Genomic DNA, 22,947 nt, shown 5'->3' on the forward strand with positions numbered 1-22,947 from the left:
CTCCGAGCTTTGGCTCAGGTTTTCTTAATTTTGTTTGCTCAGTAAACCACAGGGCTTACTGTTGGAATTTGTTTTCGTCAGGTGCAACATTGAGTATTTGTAGCGCGCCTTTCATGATTTCAGAGAAGACAGGAGACGCTACCGAGCCACCATAGTAGTCATCGCCTTGAGGCTCGTTTACGATCACTACTAAAGCAATTCGCGGATCGCTAACCGGAGCAAGCCCAGCCGTGTAGGTGATGTACTCGTCGCTGTACCCACCGGCAGAAGCTTTACGTGATGTACCCGTTTTCGCTCCTACTCGATAACCAGGAACTGCCGCTCTGCGAGCCGAGCCCCCTTTTTGAGTTACGGTTTCCAACATGTCTAATACTTGACGCGCATACTTCGCACTCACCACTTGACGTGACATGTCATGATCATTGCTTTCGATAATATGAATAGGCTCGTATTTGCCAAGGTTTCCAAGCGTCGCATAAGCATGGGCTAGCTGGATTGGTGTAATTGATAGACCATAACCAAACGCAATCGTGGCGCGCTCAATTGGCGACCAACGAGTTCGTGTAGGAAAAATACCCGTCACTTCCCCAACTAGGTTTAGGCCAGAAAGCTCACCAAAACCCACTGAACTGTACAGCCCAAGAAGCGCCTCTACCGGCATTTGCATTGCTAGCTTCGTCACACCGATATTACTCGACTTTTTAAGGATCGTGGTCAAGCTCGCTTTGCCTACGCGAGAGACATCTCTGACTCGACTACCACCTAAACGTAGGACACCATTACCGGTATCTACGATGGTATCTTTATCGGCTATCCCATTTTCTAAGGCGGCTAAAATAACGAAAGGCTTAATGGTCGAACCAGGCTCCATTGAGTCCGTGATCACTCGGTTACGCATTTGATAGCTTTGCCAATCGCTACGATTGTTAGGGTTGTAAGAAGGAGCATTAACCATGGCCAATACGGCGCCCGTTTTTACATCCAACATGACAACGGAACCTGAAGTGGCGCGGTGGTCCGCAACGGCTTGCTTAATCGCACGATACGCAATCGCCTGTAGGCGCTGATCGATGGTTAACTGAAGTGATTTACCTTCTTGCTTGTCTTGCCAAGCAATGTTTTCCACAACACGACCATAACGGTCTTTACGAATAGTTTTCTTACCCGCCGCGCCAGTGAGCCACTCATCGTAGCTACGCTCCACACCTTCTAGGCCATGCCCGTCAATGCCTGTTACACCGACTAAGTGAGCACTAACCTCACCTGCAGGATAATAACGACGAGATTCCGACTTAAGGCCAACACCTGGCAGCTTTAGCTCACGAATATAGTTCGCCATGGCCGGACTGACCTGGCGCTGCAAGTAGATAAAGCGGCGTTTTTCATTGCGCTTGATTTTGTCTATTAACCCTTGTCGGTCAATACCAAGAACATCCGCTAATGCATGCCAACTTTTGGTCTGGCTTAACGCGTTTTCTTTAAATATCGTGGCAGGATCTGCCCAAACCGCCTCAACCGGTACACTGACAGCAAGCGGCTCACCATTTCGATCCGAAATAATACCGCGAGCAGAAGGAATGGATTTAACACGAACCGAACGTAGGTCACCTTGTTTAATCAGGTTATCTGGCTCAATGATTTGGATGTAGGCTACGCGTGCCACCAAAAGGGCAAATGCACAAAAAACAAAAAACAGTAATAGATGGAAGCGCCAACGAATCAAGAAAGATTCTTCGACCGCCACTTTCACTGCTTTGTTATCGGTTTTCTTATCCCCCGTAGCCGCTTTCTCTTTTGCTACAGGTTTACGCTTATTGGCTTGTTTCGTGTTGGATTTTTTTCTAATCATTTGAGCGTGACAACCACTTCTTTATCGCCATCAGGTCGTTTCATTTCAAGTTCTTTTTTGGCAAGGTCTTGAACACGACTGTGTTCCGCGAGGGCAGTTTCTTCCAACATTAAGTTACGCCATTCGCTATCTAATCGTTCTCGTTCAACCAACGTATGGTCTTTCTCGGTAATCGCTTGACGCGCATGGTGGGTAGCAAATACCACTCCCATTGCCGATGCCACGATCAATAGCAACAACAGTAATGGCCAGCGACCAACAGTGAGGAGATCTGTTGCAATCAACTTAGCAAGATTAGGAGTGGATTTCGTCATAATAATTAAAGCTTTTCCGCAATTCTTAACACAGAGCTGCGCGAGCGAGGGTTCATTTCAATTTCTTGTTTGCTTGGCTTAATCGCTTTGCTCACCGCTTTCATATTCGCACTACCAAGAGCACGAATTTGCTCTTCCGTCATTGGAATACCGTGTGGCACTTCAGGCCCTTTGCTCTCTTTACGGATAAAACGTTTGACCATACGGTCTTCCAGAGAGTGGAAGCTAATCACAGATAAACGGCCTTCAGGAGCCAGAATGCTCGCCGCGCCTTTAAGTGCCGTATCAATTTCTTCTAACTCACTGTTGATGTAAATACGAAAAGCCTGGAAAGCACGAGTCGCAGGGTGTTTTTTCTCTTTAAAACTTTTCGGTGCGGCATCTGAAATCAATTTTGCCAGCTGACCAGTGCGAACCATTGGCTCATTTTCTTCGTCTTCACGGTAGGCAACAATCGCTTTTGCAATACGGCGCGCATGTTTATCTTCCCCAAACTCGCGAATGACCCAAGTGATATCATCGAGGTCTGCTTCCATCAACCATTGAGATACTGGAACACCTGATGTCGGGTCCATACGCATATCTAGCGGACCGTCTTTCATAAAGCTAAAGCCACGCTCTGCGTCGTCTAACTGAGGAGAAGAAACGCCTAAATCCAGCAGAACACCATCCACTTTTCCAACTAGCCCATACTCTTCAGCATACTCAGCAATACCAGAAAATGGGCCATGAATAATGGTGAAGCGAGGGTCATTGATTTTGCCTGCCTCAGCGATCGCTTGAGGGTCACGGTCGATACTGTACAGTCGGCCATTTTCACCGAGTTTAGATAGAATTGTCCGGCTGTGACCGCCACGGCCAAATGTTCCATCAATATAGACGCCGTCTGGTTTGATAGCTAAGCCATCAATGGATTCATTTAATAACACGGAAATATGTTGGAAGGTTTCGGTCATAGCTTTCTCGTTGAATGATCTTGAAGCGATTCTTTAGTGTACTGATTTCCTACATCATCGCCACCACAAGTCTAAAGTTAGACGTGATTTACGCCAAGTTTATTGGTAATGACATAGTTTGCGTCAATTAAATGCAAAAAACCCATCACTACCGAAGTAGAGATGGGTCTCGAATAGGTGGAGCCGACACATAAGCCGGGTTCTGTTCCGCTTGCGCGGCGGTAGCCATTCGTCTAGGCCAGCAATCACTCACTGGCTCGAGCAACCTACCCGCCTCCTTACGCGAGCAACGCAATGTGGAGGCCTATTTGGTCTTGCTTCAGGTGGAGTTTACCCTGCTACGAACTATTGCTAGTCGTCCGGTGCGCTCTTACCGCACCCTTTCACCCTTACCTGTACCCTTACGGGCCATCGGCGGTCTTCTCTCTGCTGCACTTGTCGTAGGCTTGCGCCCCCCAGGCGTTACCTGGCACCTTGCTCTATGAAGCCCGGACTTTCCTCCCCTTTGTCAGTCTCCCGAAGGACGTCAACGTCAGTCTCCCAAAGGGACTTCGACGTCAGTCTCCCGAAGGACATCAACAAAGCAGCGACTACCCAGTCAGCTCCGAGGGCGGATTGTATAGAGTTCTCACTTCAGAGTCTAGTTAGATCACAGATATGATGAAATGAATGCACCAAGTGATGACTTTTTAGTCAAAGCGCCAAAAATAGATAATAAAAAGGCCGATGCCTACACATCAGCCCTCATTGACCATTTATCTCGCTAGCGGCACTTAGTCTAAGTTTTCTAAGCCCCATTTATATAGCGCATTCTTCTTCAAATTATGTATTTCTGCCACCAAAGCAGCTGCTTTTTTCAAAGGCAGCTCTTTGGTCAAAATCCCTAACGTGCGTAAAGCATCTTCAGGTAGTGAGTCGTCTGTTGTTTCACGATGGCCATGTACCAACAATACCATTTCACCACGCTGTTGGTTATCGTCACTTTTCACCCATTCAATCAGCTCACCTAACGGCATGCCTTGAATGGTTTCAAAGGTTTTTGTTAGCTCTCTTGCCAACACAACTTCTCTATCTGGGCCAAGAACGTCTAACATGTCTTGTAGAGAGTCTAAAATACGGTGCGGTGACTCGTAAAAAATACACGTACGCTCTACCGAAGCAATCTCTAGGAATTTATCCTTACGACCTTTGCTTTTCGGTGGTAAAAAACCTTCGAAGCTAAAGCGATCCGATGGCAAGCCAGAGGCACTTAACGCCGTAATGACCGCACAAGCACCTGGAAGAGGCACAACTCTAACGCCCGCTTGACGACATTTTGTCACCAAATGGTATCCTGGGTCGCTGATAAGTGGCGTACCAGCGTCAGAAACTAATGCGATAGACTGACCGGAAAGCAGCTTTTCTACCAAAACTTGTGCTTTTTGCTGCTCATTGTGGTCATGTAGAGCAAAAGTTTTGGTTTGAATATTGAAGTGAGACAGTAATTTGCCCGTATGTCGAGTATCCTCAGCAGCAATGATGTCCACAGTCGACAGAATTTCGATAGCACGTTGGGTGATATCCGCTAAATTTCCGATTGGAGTCGGTACGATATAGAGAGTTGGCCCCTCATTCGGCAACTTATTTTTATCTGTCATTTGTTTACCATCACTTCAACGATTAATATAGAGAAAATTTTGTACAAAATTATAGAGAACTCACGGCAATGATTAACCATAAGAGACTCAGTGTACCACGCATACTTACTCCTGTTGCACTAGCAATTACGCTCGCCGCCTGTTCTTCAGGTCCAAGACAGCCTGATGGCGTTGATGTAACACTTGAGCCTACTCAGTCTGTTCAGAACTATATGATCCAAGCTGATAGCACGGAAGGCAGTTTACAAAATGACTGGTTGATCATGGCAACCAAAGCCGCGATTCAAGCAAACCAGTTTGATCAAGCAGAAATGTTGATCAAGCGCCTAGCTCGTCAACAGTTAACCGAAGTTCAGCAAGCAGAGTGGCAACTAGCGCGTGCGACCATACAGCAAAAACAGGGGAATTACTCTCAGTTGCTGCAATTGTTGAATTTTAAACCTTGGTGGAAGTTGCCAAATGAGCAATGGAAAGACTATTACTTGATGCGTGCCGACGCTTATCAAGGTCTTAACCAAGCGTTTGAGGCAAACCGCCAACTGGTTGCATTTGGCCAATATGCATCGTCCGCGGAGCAGAGAGAGATTTCTAGCCGTATTTGGATGAACTTTGGCAGCTACTCCGAGTACGAACTGACCTCATTAGAAACAGAGCCAAATGAAGATGTTTTGGATGGTTGGCTACAACTCGCTATTTATGCGAAAACGCTGTCGGGCAACTTATCCCAACTAAAAAATACCCTAGAACGCTGGTTAAACGAGAACCCATCGCACCCAGCCGCTATCTACACACCAGAAGAGATTCAAAACATTCTCTCTCTAGACATCGTTAAACCAAACAACACCGCTTTGTTACTGCCACTTACTGGTAAGTTCTCGCCACAAGCGCAATTAATTCGTGATGGTTTTGTGTTTGCGATGATGAATGATCGTAACCGTGATCCAAGCGCTACCCTCACGGTAATCGACACTAATGCGTATAACGCCGACCAAATTAAACAACGTTTGATCAATGAAAACATCGACTTTGTTGTTGGTCCCCTAGAAAAAGAAAACGTTGAGCTATTGCACACAACCATGGATGGCTCAGAAAATGGTCCTACGATTCCAGCCCTTGCGCTAAATATTCCCGAAGATGTGCAACCAGATAGCAATATTTGCTACTTGGCATTATCACCAGAACAAGAAGCCGCACAGGCAGCGAAACACTTGTTCAGCGAAGGCTATAACTTCCCTCTGATTCTGGCACCAAAGGGCAGCTTTGGTGAGCGCGTAACTGAAGCGTTCAACAAAGAATGGCGCAAGTACAGCTCTAATAAAGTCGCAGCAAGTTATTTTGGCGACAAGCGCCAACTTCAAAAAGACATCAATGAAGTATTTGGTCTGCAAGAAAGCAAACAACGTATTGCTCAGATGCAATCACTAATGCGTATCAAGCTTGAAACACAGCCACGTAGCCGTCGTGATGTCGATGCGGTTTATATTGTTGCTAGAAGCACGGAACTGACTTTGATCAAGCCGTTTATTGAGGTAGCGATTAACCCAGACGCCAAAGCGCCACAAATTTTCTCTAGCTCGCGTAGCAACAGTGGCGGCGCGACTTACGAAGATCTAACAGGCATCATCTACAGCGATATTCCATTACTGATTGACCCAGACCCTAGCGTGACCGCTGAAATGAACGAGCTGTGGTCAGAGCAATCTAACATGGAAAAACGTTTGAAAGCACTGGGTATGGATGCGTATAAATTGATTGGGGAGCTGCCACAAATGAAGGTCGTTCCGGGCTACTCAGTTGGCGGCCAAACCGGTATTTTAAGTATCGACAATAATTGTGTTGTACAGCGTGAGCTAAGCTGGGCTGAGCGTGGGGCTCTTTAGCAAGCGCCAAATCGGAAATCAATATGAAGCTCTGGCGAAGCAATATTTACAACGCCAGGGCTTAAACTTTATTGAACAAAATTTTCTGACTAAGGTCGGTGAGATTGATTTAATCTTCCAACAAGGTGAAACTATTGTGTTTGTTGAAGTCAAATACCGTAAGAACAATCACTTTGGCTCGGCAGCAGAAATGGTGACGCACGCTAAAATGCGCAAGCTAGTCAAAACAGCACAAGTTTGGCTTAGCCAACAAAAGCGCTTAAAACACAATATCGATTATCGATTTGATGTCATCGCCATTCATGATAATGGGCGAGATATCAACTGGATAGAAAACGCAATCTCTGAAGGATAAGCGATGCTAGACAGCATTAAAGACAGCTTTACAGAAAGTATTCAAATTCAAATCGCAGCAGCAGAGGCGCTGCCTGATGCCATTACTCATGCAGCTCAAGCGATGGTGTCGAGCCTGCTTAATGGCAATAAAATTTTATGTTGTGGTAATGGCGGCAGTGCTTCAAACGCTCAACAATTTGTTTCTTGTCTTTTAAACCGTTTTGAAACTGAGCGCCCTAGCCTACCAGCAATGGCCTTAACCGCCGATAATACCACCCTAACCGCAGTGGCCAACGATTACCACTACCAGGAAATCTTCTCAAAACAGGTACGAGCGTTTGGTCAACCAGGCGACATTTTGCTTGCCATGTCGACTAGCGGTAACAGTAAAAATATTATCAAAGCGATGGAAGCAGCCGTAACTCGAGACATGACGATTATCGCGCTAACAGGAAAAGATGGCGGAGAGATGGCAGGACTGCTCGGTGAGAACGACGTCGAAATTCGTATTCCATCACACCGCACTGCACGTATTCACGAAGTACATATGGTAACACTCCATTGCCTTTGTGATCTTATTGACCAAGTGCTTTTCCCTGCTCACGAAGAGTAACCAAGACTGAGAGTCAGAATTATGATACGTAGCCTTGTTATCTTATTAACAGCATTGAGTTTAAGTGGTTGCGCAGGTTTGTTTATCGCAGGTGCAGCAACCACAGCGAATATTGTCACGGACACACGCACGACAAAACAAATCTGGCAGGACAATAACATCGAATTCGAAGTTGCGGCGATCGGCAATAAAGCACCGTTTAAAGGTGAAGTTCGTGTCGTTGCCAGTTCATATAATGGGACTGTAGTCCTTATGGGACAAGCTCCGACACAAGACCTTATCCTTGCTTTAGAGCGAAGGGCTCGAGAAGTTAGTGGTGTAAAAGTCATACACAATCAAATCAAACAAAAAGAGCCACTCACTGTTACCCAGATTAGCAATGACAGCTGGATCACAACCAAAGTAAAGTCAGCTTTGCTTACTGATTCTGAGCTTAATGGTGTTAAGGTTAAAGTGATCACCGAAGATGGCGACGTTTTTCTGTTTGGTTATGTCACGCCAGAGCAAGGCGATCGAGCGACAGAAATCGCACGTAATATCTCAGGCGTAAAACAAGTCATTAAAGGGTTCCAATACGGCGAAATGGAGCCTGTTGAAGTGGACTTACCGAGTGACGGTGTACAAACAATAGAAAGTGAGGCAAGCACAGAAAATGAAGAGAACGTCGAAGTCTTTACGATTAGTGAGTAATTTCCAAAGCTTGGCTTGAAATCACCTTCAACAAAAGTTAAAAAGAAAAAAGCAGCGTTACGCTGCTTTTTTATTATTTAATCACTCTTAAGCTTGGTTTGCCTTTTGGTCGAGGAGCATCGTCCTCTTCGGCATCTGAATCAGAAACTAACTCAGAAGGCTCATCGCTAACCGTTGTGAACGATGGGGATGATTCTTCCTCGGTCATCGCTTCTTCTTCGATGTGAGTGTACGCTTCTTCTGGTTCAAACATAGTACCAGCACCATTCTCACGTGCATAAATAGCTTGAACAGCATACACAGGCACAATCACTGAGTGCGGACGACCGCTAAAGCGAGCATGGAAGGTAATCGCATCATTACCTAACTCAAGATTACCCACTGCACGTGGCGCAATATTCAAAATAATTTGACCATCTTGAATAAATTCAACCGGGACACGCACCCCTGGCATTGTTGCATCCACAACCAAGTGAGGAGTCAAGTCATTGTCTACTAACCAGTCGTAAAATGCGCGAAGCATATACGGGCGGCGAGCAGTCATTTTTGCAATATCCATAACGTGTTTTAAATCGCTTAACGAACTAGGCGCATTTCACGTTCAGCTTCAGTCAAAGAAGCAAGGAACGAATCACGTTCAAATACGCGGTTCATGTATACCTTGATTTCTTTTGAACCAGGGCCAACAAGATCGATACCAAGTTGAGGCAAACGCCACAATAGTGGAGCTAGGTAACAATCGATCAAGCTGAATTCTTCGCTCATGAAGTACTCATATTCAGCAAAAATTGGCGCTAACGTCAGAAGATCATTACGCAGCTTTGTGCGTGCTTTTTCTGATTCTTCCGCATTACCTTTCATCACTTTTTCAGCGAGTGAATACCAGTTGCGTTCGATACGGTACATCATCAAGCGGCTGTTGCCACGAGCAACAGGGTAAACCGGCATTAGAGGTGGATGAGGGAAGCGCTCGTCCAAGTACTCCATGATGATTTTTGAATCGTAAAGAGCTAGCTCACGGTCAACAAGAGTTGGCACTGATTTATATGGGTTTAGCTCAACAAGCTCAGCAGGAAGGTTTGCTTCGTCAACAAGCTCAACTTCAACACTTACGCCTTTTTCAGCTAGTACAATGCGAACCTGATGGCTATACAAATCTGATGCACTTGAGAAAAGAGTCATCACAGAACGTTTATTGGCAGCTACAGCCATGGAGCCCTCCAGTACACTTACAAATAAAAACAATGGAGGCTAAGCCTCCATTGTACATCAATTAAAATTGGGAATTAGCACGGTATTTTAGCACAATTAATGCACATCGCGCCAATACTCTTTCTTGAGCATCACGACAACGATGGTTAGAAGCACTAAGAAGCCCATTACCCACCAGCCTAGAGCGTGACGCTCAAGCTGCACTGGGTCACCTGAATAAACTAAGAAGTTAACGAGATCGCCAACCGCTTTGTCATATTCGCCTTCACTCAGCTCACCCGTGCCATCGGTTTCAGTACCAACAACAACTTGTACTTCTTCGCCATCTACGATTTTCGTATCGTAAATAGGCGTCGGGATGCCCTGTAGCTCTTCAAGCACATGCGGCATACCAACACTCGGGAAGACGATGTTGTTCACGCCGAATGGACGAGATGGATCAACATAGAAAGAGCGTAAGTAAGTGTATAACCAATCAGCACCACGAACTCGTGCAACCAACGTAAGATCTGGTGGTGGAGCACCAAACCAGTTTGCCGCTTGCTTCGGTGGCATAGCATTGACCATTAGATCACCGATTTTCGCTTCAGGATTGAAAATCAGGTTTTCTTTCATTAAGTCTGTTGGAATTTCCAAGTCTGTTGCTACACGCTCGTAACGCTGGTATTGCGTAGAGTGACAAGCAAAACAGTAGTTCATGAACAACTTCGCGCCGTTTTGTAGCGAAGCTTTATCCGTAAGGTCAACATTCGCTTTATCCAGCGGAACATTGGCCCCAGCTGCCATCGCTAGTGATGGCAACATAGCAAATAGAATTACAATCCACTTCTTCATTTGAATGTCACCCTCTCTGGTAATGGTTTGGTTGCTTCATTTTTGCTGTAGAAGAACAGCAACACAAAGAACATGAAGTAACACAAGCTAAAGATCTGAGATAGTAGTGTGTACGTTGGTGTAGCAGGTAACGCACCTAAAATACCTAGAGCGATAAAGGCGATAGTGAACTGTACAATATTCAACAGATGAAGTTTGCTACGGTAACGGTATGAACGAACTTTACAACGATCCAACCAAGGTAGAACAAACAGCACTGCAATTGACGCGCCCATTAGGATAACACCTAATAGTTTGTCTGGAACCGCACGTAAGATTGCGTAGAACGGCGTGAAGTACCATACCGGAGCAATATGCTCTGGTGTCTTCAGTGGGTTTGCAGCTTCAAAGTTAGGCGGCTCAAGGAAGTACCCACCCATTTCTGGGTTAAAGAACAGCACGTAACAGAAGAAGAACAAGAAACCAGCGACACCGACCAAGTCCTTAACCGTGCCGTACGGATGGAAAGGAATAGAATCAATGATGTCATATTTCTTCGTGTAGTAATCATGGAACTTGAATTGCGTTTTGTAATCATCGCCCATTGAGCCTTTTGGCAGCTTAGTTTCGATACCATCCGGGTTGTTTGAGCCTACTTCGTGCAGCGCCAATACGTGCAGAACAACAAGAAGAAGCAAAACGATAGGCAGTGCAATAACGTGTAGTGCGAAGAAACGGTTTAGCGTTGCACCAGAGATGATGTAGTCACCACGAATCCAAAGCGTTAGGTCATCACCGATAACAGGAATAGCACCAAACAGGGAAATGATTACCTGCGCACCCCAGTATGACATCTGACCCCATGGAAGTAGGTAACCCATGAACGCTTCAGCCATGAGAACAAGGAAGATCAACATACCGAAGATCCACAATAGTTCACGAGGTTTTTGGTATGAACCGTAGATCAAACCACGGAACATGTGAAGATACACAACAACGAAAAACGCTGACGCGCCAGTGGAATGCACGTAACGCAGAAGCCAACCGTACTCTACATCACGCATAATGTATTCGATAGACGCAAATGCACCGTCACCTGAAGGAACATAGTTCATCGTTAGCCAAATACCCGTTAGGATTTGGTTAACAAGAACCAGCATCGCCAGAGAACCGAAAAGGTACCAAAAGTTGAAGTTCTTAGGCATTGGGTATTCAGACAAATGCTTTTTATAAGCATTCATTGCAGGAATACGCTTTTCAACCCAATCTAACATTGCTTGCATTATGCATCTCCCTCATCAACACCCACAATGAGCTTGGTATCGCTCAAATACATGTGCTTAGGAACGACAAGGTTCAACGGAGCAGGTACTCCTTGGAACACTCGACCAGCCATGTCGAACTTAGAACCATGACAAGGACAGAAGAAGCCAGATCTTACTCCCTGCACCTGCTCTGAGAAAGAGTCAGGTAGATAGGTTGGTGAACAACCTAAGTGGGTACAGAAACCAACTGCGACGAAAAACTCTTCCTTAATCGAACGAAACTCATTCTGAGCGTACTCAGGCTGCTGCTCCATTTCAGATTGTGGATCGCGAAGCTTATCACCGATCGATTTTAAGTTATCCAGAACGCTTTGAGTGCGGCGAACAATCCATACAGGTTTTCCCTGCCACTCAACACGAACCAGCTGACCTGGTTCAATTTTACTTATATCCACTTCCACCGGTGCGCCCGCCGCTTTGGCTTTAGCACTCGGATTCCATGATTTGATAAAAGGCACGGCGACGGCGACTGCCCCTAACCCACCAACAACTGCCGTTGTAGCGGTTAGAAAACGCCTGCGACCGTTATTTAAAGGCGCGTTGCTCATCCAAACATTCTCCCATTTGCTCCCTTTGGATCGTTATTATTCCGCTTATAAGAGCATGGCTAACAAATAATGAATTTAGTTCTATTTATTGGAGGGAAATGATAAAGAAAACCCTACTTTTTGACAAGATAAAGCTACCTTTTTGTAACATTTGTGAGGCAAATCGCTCGCGTCGTCACAAAAGCGGCAGAATTATAAAAAATTGATGTGATTTGTAACAAGAAAGCACCACATAGAAGCCCCGCTGAAAGCGGATAAAACCTTTTATCTTGGTAGTTTTCAGTTAATTACACAGAGAAATATTTCGTATTACGCGTTCAGCTTGCTGTGTTTATATTTTCAATTTTGTAGCACGCAGAATACTCAAAAAGGAGCGTAAGTCATTTTAAAACATGTTACAGGGAGAATAAGATACAAAGACATTCTTGCTGATGAATACATCTATGCTGCATCGCAAGAGAAAGCGTGGTGAGTCGCGATTAAATAAGGCACACATATAAAACGGCACTGGCAACCTTTCGACGAAGAGGACGAATAAGAAGGCCTACTCGGAATGTGATGATAAATGAAGACTGTTCGTTGCTTGAAGACAAGTATGATGTCTTTAAATACAAAAAAGCCCGGCATAGAGCCGAGCTTTTGGTACACAGTTTCCAGAGTAACTCTGAAAAGCATAATTCCCGATAAGAGGAAATTAACGCTTAGAGAACTGTGGACGACGACGTGCTTTACGTAGACCAACTTTCTTACGTTCAACGCAACGAGCGTCACGAGTAACGTAGCCAGCTGCACGTAGAGCAGGACGTAGAGACTCATCGTATTCCATAAGCGCGCGAGTGATACCGTGACGGATAGCACCAGCTTGACCAGAAATACCGCCGCCTTTAACTGTTACGTAAAGGTCTAGCTTTTCAGTTAGTTCAACTAGCTCTAGAGGTTGTTGTACAACCATACGTGCTGTTGGACGACCGAAGTATTCGTCAAGGTTACGCTTGTTTACTACAATGTTACCGCTGCCTGGTTTAATGAAAACACGTGCAGCTGAGCTTTTGCGACGGCCAGTGCCGTAGTATTGATTCTCTGCCATTTTCGAAATCCCCAATTAGATGTCTAGTACTTGTGGTTGTTGAGCAACATGGTTGTGCTCAGCGCCCGCGTAAACTTTTAGCTTACGGTACATAGCACGGCCTAGAGGACCACGTGGAAGCATGCCTTTAACTGCAAGCTCAAGAGCCATCTCAGGTTTACGATCGATCAACTTTTCAAAAGTGATAGATTTTAGACCACCTGGGAATTCAGAGTGACGGTAGTACACTTTGTTCTTAGCTTTGTTACCAGTTACAGCAACTTTCTCAGCGTTGATAACGATGATGTAATCACCAGTGTCAACGTGAGGAGTGTATTCAGCTTTATGTTTGCCACGTAGGCGAGATGCAATTTCACTTGCTAGACGGCCAAGAGTTTTACCTTCAGCGTCTACAACGTACCAGTCGCGTTTTACAGTTTCTGGTTTAGCAACGAAAGTTTTCATGCTAACAATAACCCGTTAATTAAATTTTAAACTTTAAAGGAACACCCAATAGTGCTCCCACACTGTCTAAGAGCCCAGTCATCACCCCTTCGAGTCGTTGGTACTCTCGACCTTCAATTTCGAAATAACTTCGATAATCAGGTCTGCAGTAACGGTGGGTCGCAGGATTATAGAGAAGAGCGAAGAAAAAATCACCTTTTTTTGCGCCAAATCACTAATTTTTTCTTCACTTTTTTAAGAATCCTTTGGATCTAGGCCAAATGTTCACGCGCGAGATACTCATGACTTTGCATCTCAGTAAGCCGAGACAAACAGCGCTTAAATTCGAACTCTAACTGCCCATCAGTATATAAGTCGGACATTGGCACTTCAGCAGAAATAATCAACTTAACATTGCGCTCGTAAAACTCATCGACTAGCGCGATAAAGCGTCTCGCCGCATCATCTATTTTTCGGTTCATTTGTTGAACATCTGCCAGTAATACAGTGTGGTAAATACGAGACAATTCAATGTAGTCATTTTGACTGCGAGCAGTTTGACACAACTGAGCAAACGACGCATGCAGCACCCCGTCGCTTGCTTCAATCACCGCTAGTTGACGGTGGTTAACTTCGATTTGATGAGCAACAAACTGACGCTCTCCAGTCAGCTGCTGATAATATTTGTTAAGGTTTATGCTAGCCTGCTCATCAAGCGGGTAATGGTATATTTCAGCCTGTTCTAACGTTCTTAAGCGATAATCAACGCCACTATCGACATTCAACACTTCACAACGTGCCAAAATCATATCGATCGCGGGCAAAAAGCGCGCTCTTTGCAAACCGTTACGATATAAGTTCTGCGGCTCAATGTTTGAAGTCGCGACTAGGATCATCTGCCGCTTGAACATTTCTTGAAGTAGCGTTGCAAGGATCATCGCATCAGTAATGTCGGAAACAAAAAATTCATCAAAGCAAACCACATCGGCTTCTTCTTTAAATTTATCCGCCACTTTTGATAGCGGATTTTCGACATCACCTAACAGCTTCAACTCATCATGTACTCGATACATAAATCGATGGAAGTGGACGCGCATTTTTCTTTGGGTCGGTAAAGCATCAAAAAATGCATCCATAAGGTAGGTTTTACCGCGACCTACCCCACCCCAAAAGTAAAGACCTTTTGGTGGTTCAGGCTTGTCGATTTTTTTCCCCATTAGCTTTTGCCATTTGGAAAGCTGAGGAACAGGCGCTGACTGAAATTCAACGATAGCATGGTAAAGCTTGTCTAATGCAACGACCGCTTGATACTGAGCTTCATCACGCTGAAACCCGTGTTCTGCTATGTCTTTTTGATATTGTTGTAGTGGTGTCATCGTATTAAGTCGTATAGAGGTATAGAGAAAAGGGTTACCTCGGGGTCAACTTTGAGAATAGAGAGAAGTAGTTATCAGTCCCCGAAGACATACTGCTATTTTTCTTTATCGGCTGTTCAAGCCATAGTAACATGGACGAGCACCGCGTGTAACTAAGTAGTAAAAGACTTGTTAAAACAACTATAAGGAGCAGTTATGCCTTGGATTTATGCCATTGTGGGTTTGCTGGTCGGTACAATCGTAGGCGTAGTCATTAGTAGACTAACCACCCCTGAATACAAGAAACAAAAGTCTGTGCAGAAAGAACTTGAAGCGGCCAAGTTTGAATTAGAGCAACAACGTCAAGAGCTCGTCGATCACTTTGCACAAACCGCAGAAATGTTGGACACCCTAGGTAAAGATTACACCAAGCTATACCAACATATGGCCAAGACCTCTTCTGAGCTTTTGCCAAACTTACCAGAACAAGACAACCCGTTTGATAAGAAAACGGCAATGTCGTCTGAAACCATTGCAGAAGATCAACCAGAGTTTAACGAACAACCAAAAGACTACGCTAATGGCGCCACCGGTCTTTTGAAGGATCAAGAGAAAGAAATCATTAATGCTCCCGAAGCGGTAACCGCAAAAGCATCATAATCCTCTCTTACTTCTATCTAGGGCCGATACATTTGTATCGGCCCTTTTTTGAACTTTTTCCCCTCACCTTCGCTCTAACTTGGGTGTGCACTGCCTCCCCTTTTGATTGTCCGAACTAGACCCTATATTAGTTATTAACAAAGTGAACTAACCGTTCGGATATTTCTTTTTGGCAGACATGTTTCAAGAGGAGTTATTGGATGAAAAAACCACTGCTTGCGCTCACCGTTCTATCTCTGAGTTTGGGTTCGATTATTGCCCCAGTTCAAGCCACTGCCGCATTACCTTTGAATGTGGATGGCCAACAGTTACCTAGCTTGGCACCAATGCTTGAGAAGGTGACCCCAGCTGTTGTGAGTATTGCTGTAGAAGGTAAACAAGTACAAACCAGCCGCATTCCCGAGCAATTTCAATTTTTCTTTGGCCCAGATTTTCCTATGGAACAAAGGCGAGAGCGCCCGTTCAGAGGTTTAGGGTCTGGTGTCATTATTGATGCGAAGAAAGGCCATATTGTCACTAACTACCATGTGATCAAGGGCGCAGATGAGATTCGAGTTCGCCTCTTTGACGGGCGCGAGTATGACGCTACGCTCGTTGGCGGTGATGAAATGGCCGATGTTGCGTTACTTAAATTAGAGAAAGCGAAAAACTTAACGCAGATTAAAGTCGCGGATTCCGACAAACTGCGTGTCGGTGACTTTACGGTTGCGATTGGTAACCCATTTGGGCTCGGTCAAACCGTAACTTCGGGTATTGTTTCAGCCCTTGGCCGCAGTGGCTTAAACGTTGAAAACTTCGAAAACTTCATCCAAACCGATGCCGCAATTAACAGCGGTAACTCTGGTGGTGCATTGGTCAACCTTAATGGTGAGCTGATCGGTATTAATACTGCGATTTTAGGCCCTAACGGCGGTAATGTGGGTATTGGCTTTGCGATTCCATCAAACATGATGAAAAACCTCACTGATCAAATTCTAGAGTTTGGTGAAGTCAAACGCGGCATGTTGGGTGTGCAAGGTGGCGAAGTAACCTCTGAGCTAGCTGATGCATTGGGTTACGAGTCGAGTAAAGGGGCCTTTATTGGTCAAGTCGTACCGGACAGCGCAGCCGATAAAGCAGGGTTAAAAGCCGGTGACGTAATTGTATCGGTGAACGGCAAAGCGATTAATACTTTCTCAGAGCTCCGCGCAAAAGTGGCAACACTGGGCGCAGGTAAAGAAATCACATTAGGTGTGGTTCGAGATGGTAAGAATAAAACCTTTGATGTAACGCTTGGCGAATCTACGAATATGAAAGCTAAAGCGGAGACATTACATGAGGGACTCAAAGGTGCGGAGTTAAGCAATACAACACCAAGTGATGTAATTCAAGGTGTTAAAGTATCGAACGTTGCAGATAACTCTCCAGCAGCTCAATATCAATTACAACAAGGTGACATTATTATCGGTGTGAACCGTCAACGAGTGAAAAACCTTGCCGAGCTTCGTACAATCGTAGAGAAACACAAAGGTGTACTGGCTCTTAATATTCAACGTGGTGAACGTACTATTTATCTTGTCATTCGTTAACCACTTTCAAAGTGATAGAAAATAAGGTTTTCGATGCATAATGCTGAGTGATAAGGCTCGATCACTTTTCCTTATCGCTCAATAACTAATGAAAAGGGCAGCGCGATGACGTGCTGCCCTTTTGTTATTTTTCAATGTAATGCTATTCTTCATCTTCGATGCCATTTTGGCGCTCACGCATGGAGAGGATATGCTCAGCTTTTTATTACGTTCTGTCTTTTTAGGCTTGGCTACTGCCGCAGTGGTATTACTGGCGGTTCCATCTTTGCGCAACAACGTAATTCCTGCCGCGCTTGATCCTCAACCTGTTAATATCGCATCAGTCGAGTTGACGTTTAATCAAGCGGTCCGAAGAGCAGCGCCTGCAGTGGTAAACATCTACAGTCGTAAGTATGTTGAGAATGATCGCAGTAAACTCTCGACTCAAGGCCTGGGGTCAGGTGTCATTGTTAGTGAGAAAGGCTACATCATTACTAACTATCATGTGGTTGCTCAAGCTGATCAAATTGTTGTGGCATTACAAGACGGCAGAGCCGCAGCGGCTCAGCTCGTAGGGACAGATAAACGTACTGATATAGCCGTGCTGCGTGTCGAAGGTTCGAATTTGCCCGTAATCCCTCTGAACTCTAATTACAAACCACAAGTGGGCGATGTAGTACTAGCCATCGGTAACCCATACAACCTTGGACAAACCACAACGTTCGGCATTATTTCTGCCACAGGTCGTTCATCTATTAGCGATGGTCGTCAAGCATTCATTCAAACCGATGCCGCCATCAATGAAGGTAACTCTGGTGGAGCCCTAGTGAACACACAAGGCGAGCTCGTCGGCATTAACACCGCCTCTTTTCAGCAAGCGACAGACTTAGAAACTTACGGTATTTCTTTTGCGATCCCTGCGCCGCTAGCCAGTAAGATCATGCAGAAAATCATCGCTGATGGCCGCGTGATTCGTGGTTATATTGGAATCGACGGCCAAGACATTAATGCGGTCACTGCTCGCCTACTTGGAAATGAACACATAGGTGGTATTGTCGTACTTGGTATTGATCCAAATGGCCCAGCCAATGCGGCTGGCTTTCAAAAACAAGATATCATTATCAGTATTGATGGCAATAAGGTTCAGGGGCGTCAGAGCGTTATGGATATCGTCACCGATTTACGTCCTGGCACCACCGTGGACGTCGGTATCATTCGCAAAGGAAAAGAGATGACCTTGAAAGTCACCATTGCTGAAGACAAGCAAGAAGCATAAAAAATCCCAGCCATTGGCTGGGATTTTTATTTGTGCGTTACTCGCTATCGCTCGGTGTTTCCGTCGTATCGGAATCATCCAGCTCAACTTCAATGCGAGTGACTCGCTGCAAACCTCTCGGTAATAACCCACCTCGGCGACCACGTTCGCCACGGAAGTTATCAAGGTCAGACGGTTTAAGACCCAACTTTCGCTTACCCGCGTACAGCGTTAACGATGCACCTTTTGGTAAAGACATTAAGTGAGATAGTACTTCTTCTCGCTCTTTTGCTTTAGCAGCAGGAATGTTGATGATCTTATTCCCTTTACCTTTCGCCAGTTGTGGCAAGTCTTTGATTGGGAACAGCAGCATGCGACCTTGGTTAGTGATTGCTAAGATTTCATCAGAGTCTAAATCTTCAATCTCTTTTGGCGTCATGATCTCAGAGTTGGCAGGTAAAGTGACGAGCGCTTTACCACTGCGGTTTTTAGACAGCAAGTCCGCGCCTTTACATACAAAGCCGTAACCTGCATCTGAACCCACCAGCCACAGCTGATCTTCTTCACTCATGATGACTTGGCGAATACTGCTACCAGCCGTAATATTCAAGCGACCGGTAATCGGCTCACCTTGACTACGAGCAGAAGGCAGTGAGTGCGATTCCAGAGAGTAACTTCGACCGTCACTACCTAGGAATACCGCAGGCTGATTACTCTTACCTCGAGCATGCGCTAAATACTTATCACCCGACTTATAGTTTAAGCCTTCGGCATCCACGTCATGGCCTTTCGCGTGACGAATCCAACCTTTCTCAGAAAGCACAACCGTGATTGGCTCACTTGGTACGAGGTCACGTTCAGTCAGCGCTTTTGCTTCTGCACGCTCAACCATTGGAGAGCGACGATCATCACCGTATTTCTCTGCGTCTGCTTTGATTTCTTTTTTCAGTAGTGTGTTCAGACGACGCTCAGAACCGAGTAGCTGTTCTAGCTTCTCACGCTCTTTCTCTAGCTCGTCTTGCTCACCACGGATCTTCATCTCTTCTAGTTTTGCTAGATGACGAAGTTTGGTATCTAAAATTGCATCCGCTTGGATATCGGTAATACCAAAGCGTTCCATCAGCACCGCTTTTGGATCGTCTTCAGTACGGATGATCTCAATCACTTCATCTAGGTTGAGGTAAGCAACCAACAAACCTTCCAAGATGTGTAGACGAGCCATTACTTTGTCTAGGCGATGTTGTAGACGACGACGCACAGTCGTACGACGGAACTCGATCCACTCAGACAGAATTTGCACCAGACCTTTAACTTGAGGACGGTTATCCAAACCAATCATGTTCAAGTTAACGCGGTAACTGCGCTCAAGATCCGTTGATGCGAACAAATGGTTCATCAACAAGTCACAATCGACGCGGTTTGACTTAGGCACGACAACAATACGCGTTGGGTTCTCGTGATCCGATTCGTCACGAAGATCGTCAACCATTGGCAGCTTCTTCGCACGCATCTGGTTAGCGATTTGCTCAAGCAGTTTGGCACCCGATACTTGGTGAGGCAAAGAAGTGATAACAATATCAGAACCTTCTTTATGCCAAACCGCGCGCATTTTGATGCTACCACGACCGTTGCGGTAAATCTTCTCGATATCCGCTTGCGGCGAGATAATTTCTGCTTCTGTTGGGTAATCCGGACCTTTGACATACTGCATCACGTCCGGCAGTTCTGCTTTCGGGTTGTCGATCAAATGAATAGTCGCATCTGCGATTTCACGAACGTTGTGCGGTGGGATGTCTGTTGCCATACCAACGGCAATGCCGGTTACACCGTTAAGCAGGATGTGAGGCAGACGTGCTGGCAACATTTGTGGCTCTTTCATTGTGCCATCAAAGTTAGGTTGCCATTCAACCGTGCCCTGGCCAAGTTCGCCAAGCAATACTTCAGCAAACTTAGACAGTTTTGCTTCGGTATAACGCATTGCCGCAAATGATTTCGGATCATCTGGCGCACCCCAGTTACCTTGACCATCCACTAATGGATAGCGGTAAGAGAATGGCTGAGCCATCAATACCATCGCTTCGTAACACGCTAAATCACCGTGCGGATGATATTTACCTAGCACGTCACCAACGGTACGTGCAGATTTTTTGTATTTTGCTGATGCAGAGAGACCAAGCTCTGACATCGCATAAATGATGCGTCGTTGAACCGGCTTTAAGCCATCACCAATGTATGGCAAGGCGCGGTCCATGATTACGTACATCGAGTAGTTCAAATAAGCGTCTTCAGTGAACTTGCGCATTGGCAATTGTTCGACGCCATCGTAGGTAATTTCTGTAGACATCCGTTACACCTCTGCCAAGTCGCCGTTGTTTTGTAGCCAAGAACGACGGTCATCTGCACGCTTTTTACCTAGCAGCATGTCCATCATTTCCATGGTCGCCGTAGAGTCGTCAATGGTTAACTGCACTAAGCGACGCGTGTTCGGATCCATGGTGGTTTCACGCAACTGAAGTGGGTTCATCTCACCCAGACCTTTGAATCGTTGCACGTTGATTTTGGCTTTCTTCTTCGACAAGCGCTCTAAAATGCCATCTTTTTCATCGTCATCGAGGGCGTAGAACACTTCTTTCCCGCAGTCGATTCGATACAGAGGCGGCATTGCCACATAGATATGACCCGCTTCCACTAGTGCGCGGAAGTGACGAGTAAATAGAGCACAAAGCAGCGTTGCGATGTGAAGACCATCCGAGTCCGCATCGGCAAGGATACAGATCTTACCGTAACGAAGACTCTCGAGGTTGTCGCTATCTGGGTCAATACCCAAAGCAACAGAGATATCGTGTACTTCTTGAGACGCAAGAACTTGATCGGCAGAGACTTCCCACGTGTTCAAGATCTTACCACGCAGTGGCATCACAGCTTGGAATTCACGGTCACGTGCCTGTTTTGCCGAGCCACCCGCAGAGTCACCCTCCACAAAGAAGATTTCAGTGCGACTTAAGTCCTGTGCTGAACAGTCGGTCAACTTGCCTGGCAGTGCCGGACCGGACGCCACTTTCTTACGTACGACTTTTTTCGCCGCTCGCATACGACGGTGCGCGTTAGCGATACAGACTTCTGCCAATTGCTCTGCGAGCTGAGGCTTTTCGTTCAACCAAAGACTGAACGCATCTTTTACAACGCCAGAGACAAATGCCGCGGTTTGACGAGAAGAGAGACGTTCCTTGGTCTGGCCTGCAAATTGTGGATCTTGAATTTTAACCGACAGCACGTAAGAACAGCGGTCGAAAACGTCATCACCCGTTAGCTTCACACCACGAGGTAATAGATTACGGAACTCACAGAATTCGCGCATCGCTTCCAACAAGCCTTGGCGTAAACCATTAACGTGCGTACCACCTTGAGCGGTTGGGATCAGGTTAACGTAGCTTTCGGTGATCATCTCACCGCCTTCTGGCTGCCAAATTACCGCCCAGTTTGCCGCTTCAGTATCCGCCAAGAACTCACCAGTAAATGGTTCTTCAGGAATAACTGGATAGCCTTTTACACCTTCCGCAAGATAGTCTTTCAAACCATCTTCGTAGTACCACTTATAGTCTTTGCCATTAACTTTGTCGGTTAATGTGATTTCTAAGCCCGGACACAAAACCGCTTTTGCGCGCAGGTTGTTGACTAAGCGCGTCACAGAGAAGTTAGCCGAATCGAAGTACTTCGCATCAGGCCAGAAATGTACGCTGGTACCGCGATTGCGACGACCACATGTGCCAGTTACGGTCAGATCAGACACTTTCTCGCCGTGTTCAAATGCAATTTCATACACTTGACCATCACGACGAACTGTTACTTCAACGCGTTTTGACAACGCGTTTACTACAGATATACCTACCCCGTGCAAACCACCAGAGAATTGGTAGTTTTTGTTAGAGAACTTACCACCCGCATGTAGCTTACATAGAATTAGCTCTACGCCTGATACTTTCTCTTCTGGGTGGATATCAACAGGCATGCCTCGACCATCATCGATCACTTCGAGTGATTGGTCAGCATGTAGGATGACTTGTACTTTTGAGGCATGTCCGGCTAGCGCTTCATCGACACTGTTGTCGATAACTTCTTGGCCCAAATGGTTTGGGCGCGCTGTATCCGTATACATCCCTGGTCGGCGACGTACTGGCTCTAAGCCATTCAGTACTTCAATGGCACCAGCATTATATTGTTCAGTCATAATACGGAATTATTCTCAAAGTTTACTTGTTGCCTGAGTATCACCAATGGGCGTACCCATACTCAGGAAACGAAAAAGCCACCCTGTTCACATCACTAAGAGTTTGTAAACATGATGCATAACAAAGTAGCCAGGGTCCTCGACCCTTAAGATCTTTTGGCAAAACATAGTCGGAAAGCATACCGCCCATGTCAAGAAACGGTTGGATATATCAATAAA

At 45.7% G+C, this 22,947-nt stretch carries 21 protein-coding genes and 1 other RNA gene; 7 read left to right on the top strand and 15 right to left on the bottom strand.

Going from position 1 to position 22,947, the window contains the following annotated elements; translation table 11 throughout:
- Positions 1-55: 55 nt before the first annotated feature.
- From R7Q46_RS09065 to rsmI, 5 genes are all read right to left on the bottom strand, one after another.
- Positions 56-1,849: a penicillin-binding transpeptidase domain-containing protein gene (locus R7Q46_RS09065; RefSeq protein WP_086046525.1), complete on the bottom strand. Its 1,794-nt coding sequence runs from the start codon at positions 1,847-1,849 to the stop codon at positions 56-58.
- Positions 1,846-2,163: a cell division protein FtsL gene (gene ftsL, locus R7Q46_RS09070; protein WP_005372920.1), complete on the bottom strand. Its 318-nt coding sequence runs from the start codon at positions 2,161-2,163 to the stop codon at positions 1,846-1,848. The genes R7Q46_RS09065 and ftsL overlap by 4 nt, the downstream gene beginning before the upstream one ends.
- Positions 2,164-2,168: 5 nt before the next feature.
- Positions 2,169-3,119, bottom strand: a complete 951-nt coding sequence (gene rsmH, locus R7Q46_RS09075; protein WP_005372918.1) for a 16S rRNA (cytosine(1402)-N(4))-methyltransferase RsmH — start codon at positions 3,117-3,119, stop codon at positions 2,169-2,171.
- Between the two features lie 175 nt (positions 3,120-3,294).
- An RNA gene (rnpB, locus tag R7Q46_RS09080) (RNase P RNA component class A) lies at positions 3,295-3,725 on the bottom strand.
- A gap of 167 nt (positions 3,726-3,892) precedes the next feature.
- Positions 3,893-4,756 (bottom strand): 16S rRNA (cytidine(1402)-2'-O)-methyltransferase, encoded by an 864-nt coding sequence (gene rsmI, locus R7Q46_RS09085; protein ID WP_005372907.1) that lies wholly within the window; start codon positions 4,754-4,756, stop codon positions 3,893-3,895.
- 68 nt (positions 4,757-4,824) lie between these two features.
- Between rsmI and R7Q46_RS09090 the strand changes: the two genes are divergently transcribed.
- Genes R7Q46_RS09090 through R7Q46_RS09105 form a run of 4 tightly spaced genes read left to right on the top strand, consistent with a single transcriptional unit; the run spans position 4,825 to position 8,275 of the window.
- Positions 4,825-6,636, top strand: a complete 1,812-nt coding sequence (locus R7Q46_RS09090; RefSeq protein WP_005372905.1) for a penicillin-binding protein activator — start codon at positions 4,825-4,827, stop codon at positions 6,634-6,636.
- Positions 6,623-6,991, top strand: coding sequence for a YraN family protein (locus R7Q46_RS09095; RefSeq protein ID WP_005372903.1), 369 nt, complete (start codon positions 6,623-6,625; stop codon positions 6,989-6,991). Before R7Q46_RS09090 ends, R7Q46_RS09095 begins: the two co-directional genes overlap by 14 nt.
- A 3-nt stretch (positions 6,992-6,994) precedes the next feature.
- Complete coding sequence (locus R7Q46_RS09100) at positions 6,995-7,585, top strand: phosphoheptose isomerase (protein ID WP_005372901.1); 591 nt, start codon at positions 6,995-6,997, stop codon at positions 7,583-7,585.
- Between the two features lie 21 nt (positions 7,586-7,606).
- Positions 7,607-8,275: a BON domain-containing protein gene (locus tag R7Q46_RS09105; RefSeq protein WP_025768401.1), complete on the top strand. Its 669-nt coding sequence runs from the start codon at positions 7,607-7,609 to the stop codon at positions 8,273-8,275.
- A 73-nt stretch (positions 8,276-8,348) separates the two neighbouring features.
- On the opposite strand, the gene sspB is transcribed toward R7Q46_RS09105, so the two are convergent.
- The 8 genes from sspB to zapE all read right to left on the bottom strand — a co-directional run bounded on the left by sspB (position 8,349) and on the right by zapE (position 15,059).
- On the bottom strand, positions 8,349-8,834 hold the full coding sequence (gene sspB / locus R7Q46_RS09110; RefSeq protein WP_005387408.1) for a ClpXP protease specificity-enhancing factor: 486 nt from the start codon (positions 8,832-8,834) through the stop codon (positions 8,349-8,351).
- 17 nt (positions 8,835-8,851) lie between these two features.
- Positions 8,852-9,487 carry a stringent starvation protein SspA gene (gene sspA, locus R7Q46_RS09115; protein ID WP_005372897.1) on the bottom strand — a complete coding sequence of 212 codons (636 nt, stop codon included), beginning with the start codon at positions 9,485-9,487 and terminating at the stop codon, positions 8,852-8,854.
- A 96-nt stretch (positions 9,488-9,583) separates the two neighbouring features.
- The gene (locus R7Q46_RS09120) at positions 9,584-10,321 is read right to left on the bottom strand and encodes a cytochrome c1 (RefSeq protein WP_005372881.1); all 738 of its coding nucleotides are present in this window, start codon (positions 10,319-10,321) and stop codon (positions 9,584-9,586) included.
- The gene (locus R7Q46_RS09125; RefSeq protein WP_318077451.1) at positions 10,318-11,583 is read right to left on the bottom strand and encodes a cytochrome bc complex cytochrome b subunit; all 1,266 of its coding nucleotides are present in this window, start codon (positions 11,581-11,583) and stop codon (positions 10,318-10,320) included. Before R7Q46_RS09125 ends, R7Q46_RS09120 begins: the two co-directional genes overlap by 4 nt.
- Positions 11,583-12,173 carry a ubiquinol-cytochrome c reductase iron-sulfur subunit gene (petA, locus tag R7Q46_RS09130; protein ID WP_005372877.1) on the bottom strand — a complete coding sequence of 197 codons (591 nt, stop codon included), beginning with the start codon at positions 12,171-12,173 and terminating at the stop codon, positions 11,583-11,585. Before petA ends, R7Q46_RS09125 begins: the two co-directional genes overlap by 1 nt.
- 694 nt (positions 12,174-12,867) lie before the next feature.
- The gene (gene rpsI, locus R7Q46_RS09135; protein ID WP_005372876.1) at positions 12,868-13,260 is read right to left on the bottom strand and encodes a 30S ribosomal protein S9; all 393 of its coding nucleotides are present in this window, start codon (positions 13,258-13,260) and stop codon (positions 12,868-12,870) included.
- Between the two features lie 15 nt (positions 13,261-13,275).
- Complete coding sequence (gene rplM / locus R7Q46_RS09140; protein WP_005372872.1) at positions 13,276-13,704, bottom strand: 50S ribosomal protein L13; 429 nt, start codon at positions 13,702-13,704, stop codon at positions 13,276-13,278.
- Positions 13,705-13,955: 251 nt separating this feature from the next.
- Positions 13,956-15,059 (bottom strand): cell division protein ZapE, encoded by a 1,104-nt coding sequence (gene zapE / locus R7Q46_RS09145; RefSeq protein WP_054578498.1) that lies wholly within the window; start codon positions 15,057-15,059, stop codon positions 13,956-13,958.
- A gap of 195 nt (positions 15,060-15,254) precedes the next feature.
- Between zapE and zapG the strand changes: the two genes are divergently transcribed.
- The 3 genes from zapG (at position 15,255) to degS (ending at position 18,521) form a co-directional block, all read left to right on the top strand.
- A complete protein-coding gene (zapG, locus tag R7Q46_RS09150; protein WP_005379861.1) occupies positions 15,255-15,698 on the top strand; it encodes a Z-ring associated protein ZapG in 444 nt (147 codons plus the stop codon).
- A 200-nt stretch (positions 15,699-15,898) separates the two neighbouring features.
- Entirely contained in the window at positions 15,899-17,266 is a 1,368-nt protein-coding gene (locus tag R7Q46_RS09155; protein ID WP_033906086.1) for a Do family serine endopeptidase, read from the top strand.
- A gap of 190 nt (positions 17,267-17,456) precedes the next feature.
- Complete coding sequence (gene degS, locus R7Q46_RS09160) at positions 17,457-18,521, top strand: outer membrane-stress sensor serine endopeptidase DegS (protein WP_017633606.1); 1,065 nt, start codon at positions 17,457-17,459, stop codon at positions 18,519-18,521.
- Positions 18,522-18,558: 37 nt separating this feature from the next.
- Here the strand turns inward: degS and parC are convergent, their stop codons facing one another.
- Both parC and parE read right to left on the bottom strand, forming a co-directional pair.
- Positions 18,559-20,844, bottom strand: coding sequence for a DNA topoisomerase IV subunit A (gene parC, locus R7Q46_RS09165; RefSeq protein ID WP_206959305.1), 2,286 nt, complete (start codon positions 20,842-20,844; stop codon positions 18,559-18,561).
- Between the two features lie 3 nt (positions 20,845-20,847).
- Complete coding sequence (parE, locus tag R7Q46_RS09170) at positions 20,848-22,728, bottom strand: DNA topoisomerase IV subunit B (RefSeq protein ID WP_005387417.1); 1,881 nt, start codon at positions 22,726-22,728, stop codon at positions 20,848-20,850.
- Positions 22,729-22,947 lie beyond the last annotated feature (219 nt).

This window comes from Vibrio sp. 811 (assembly GCF_033339195.1).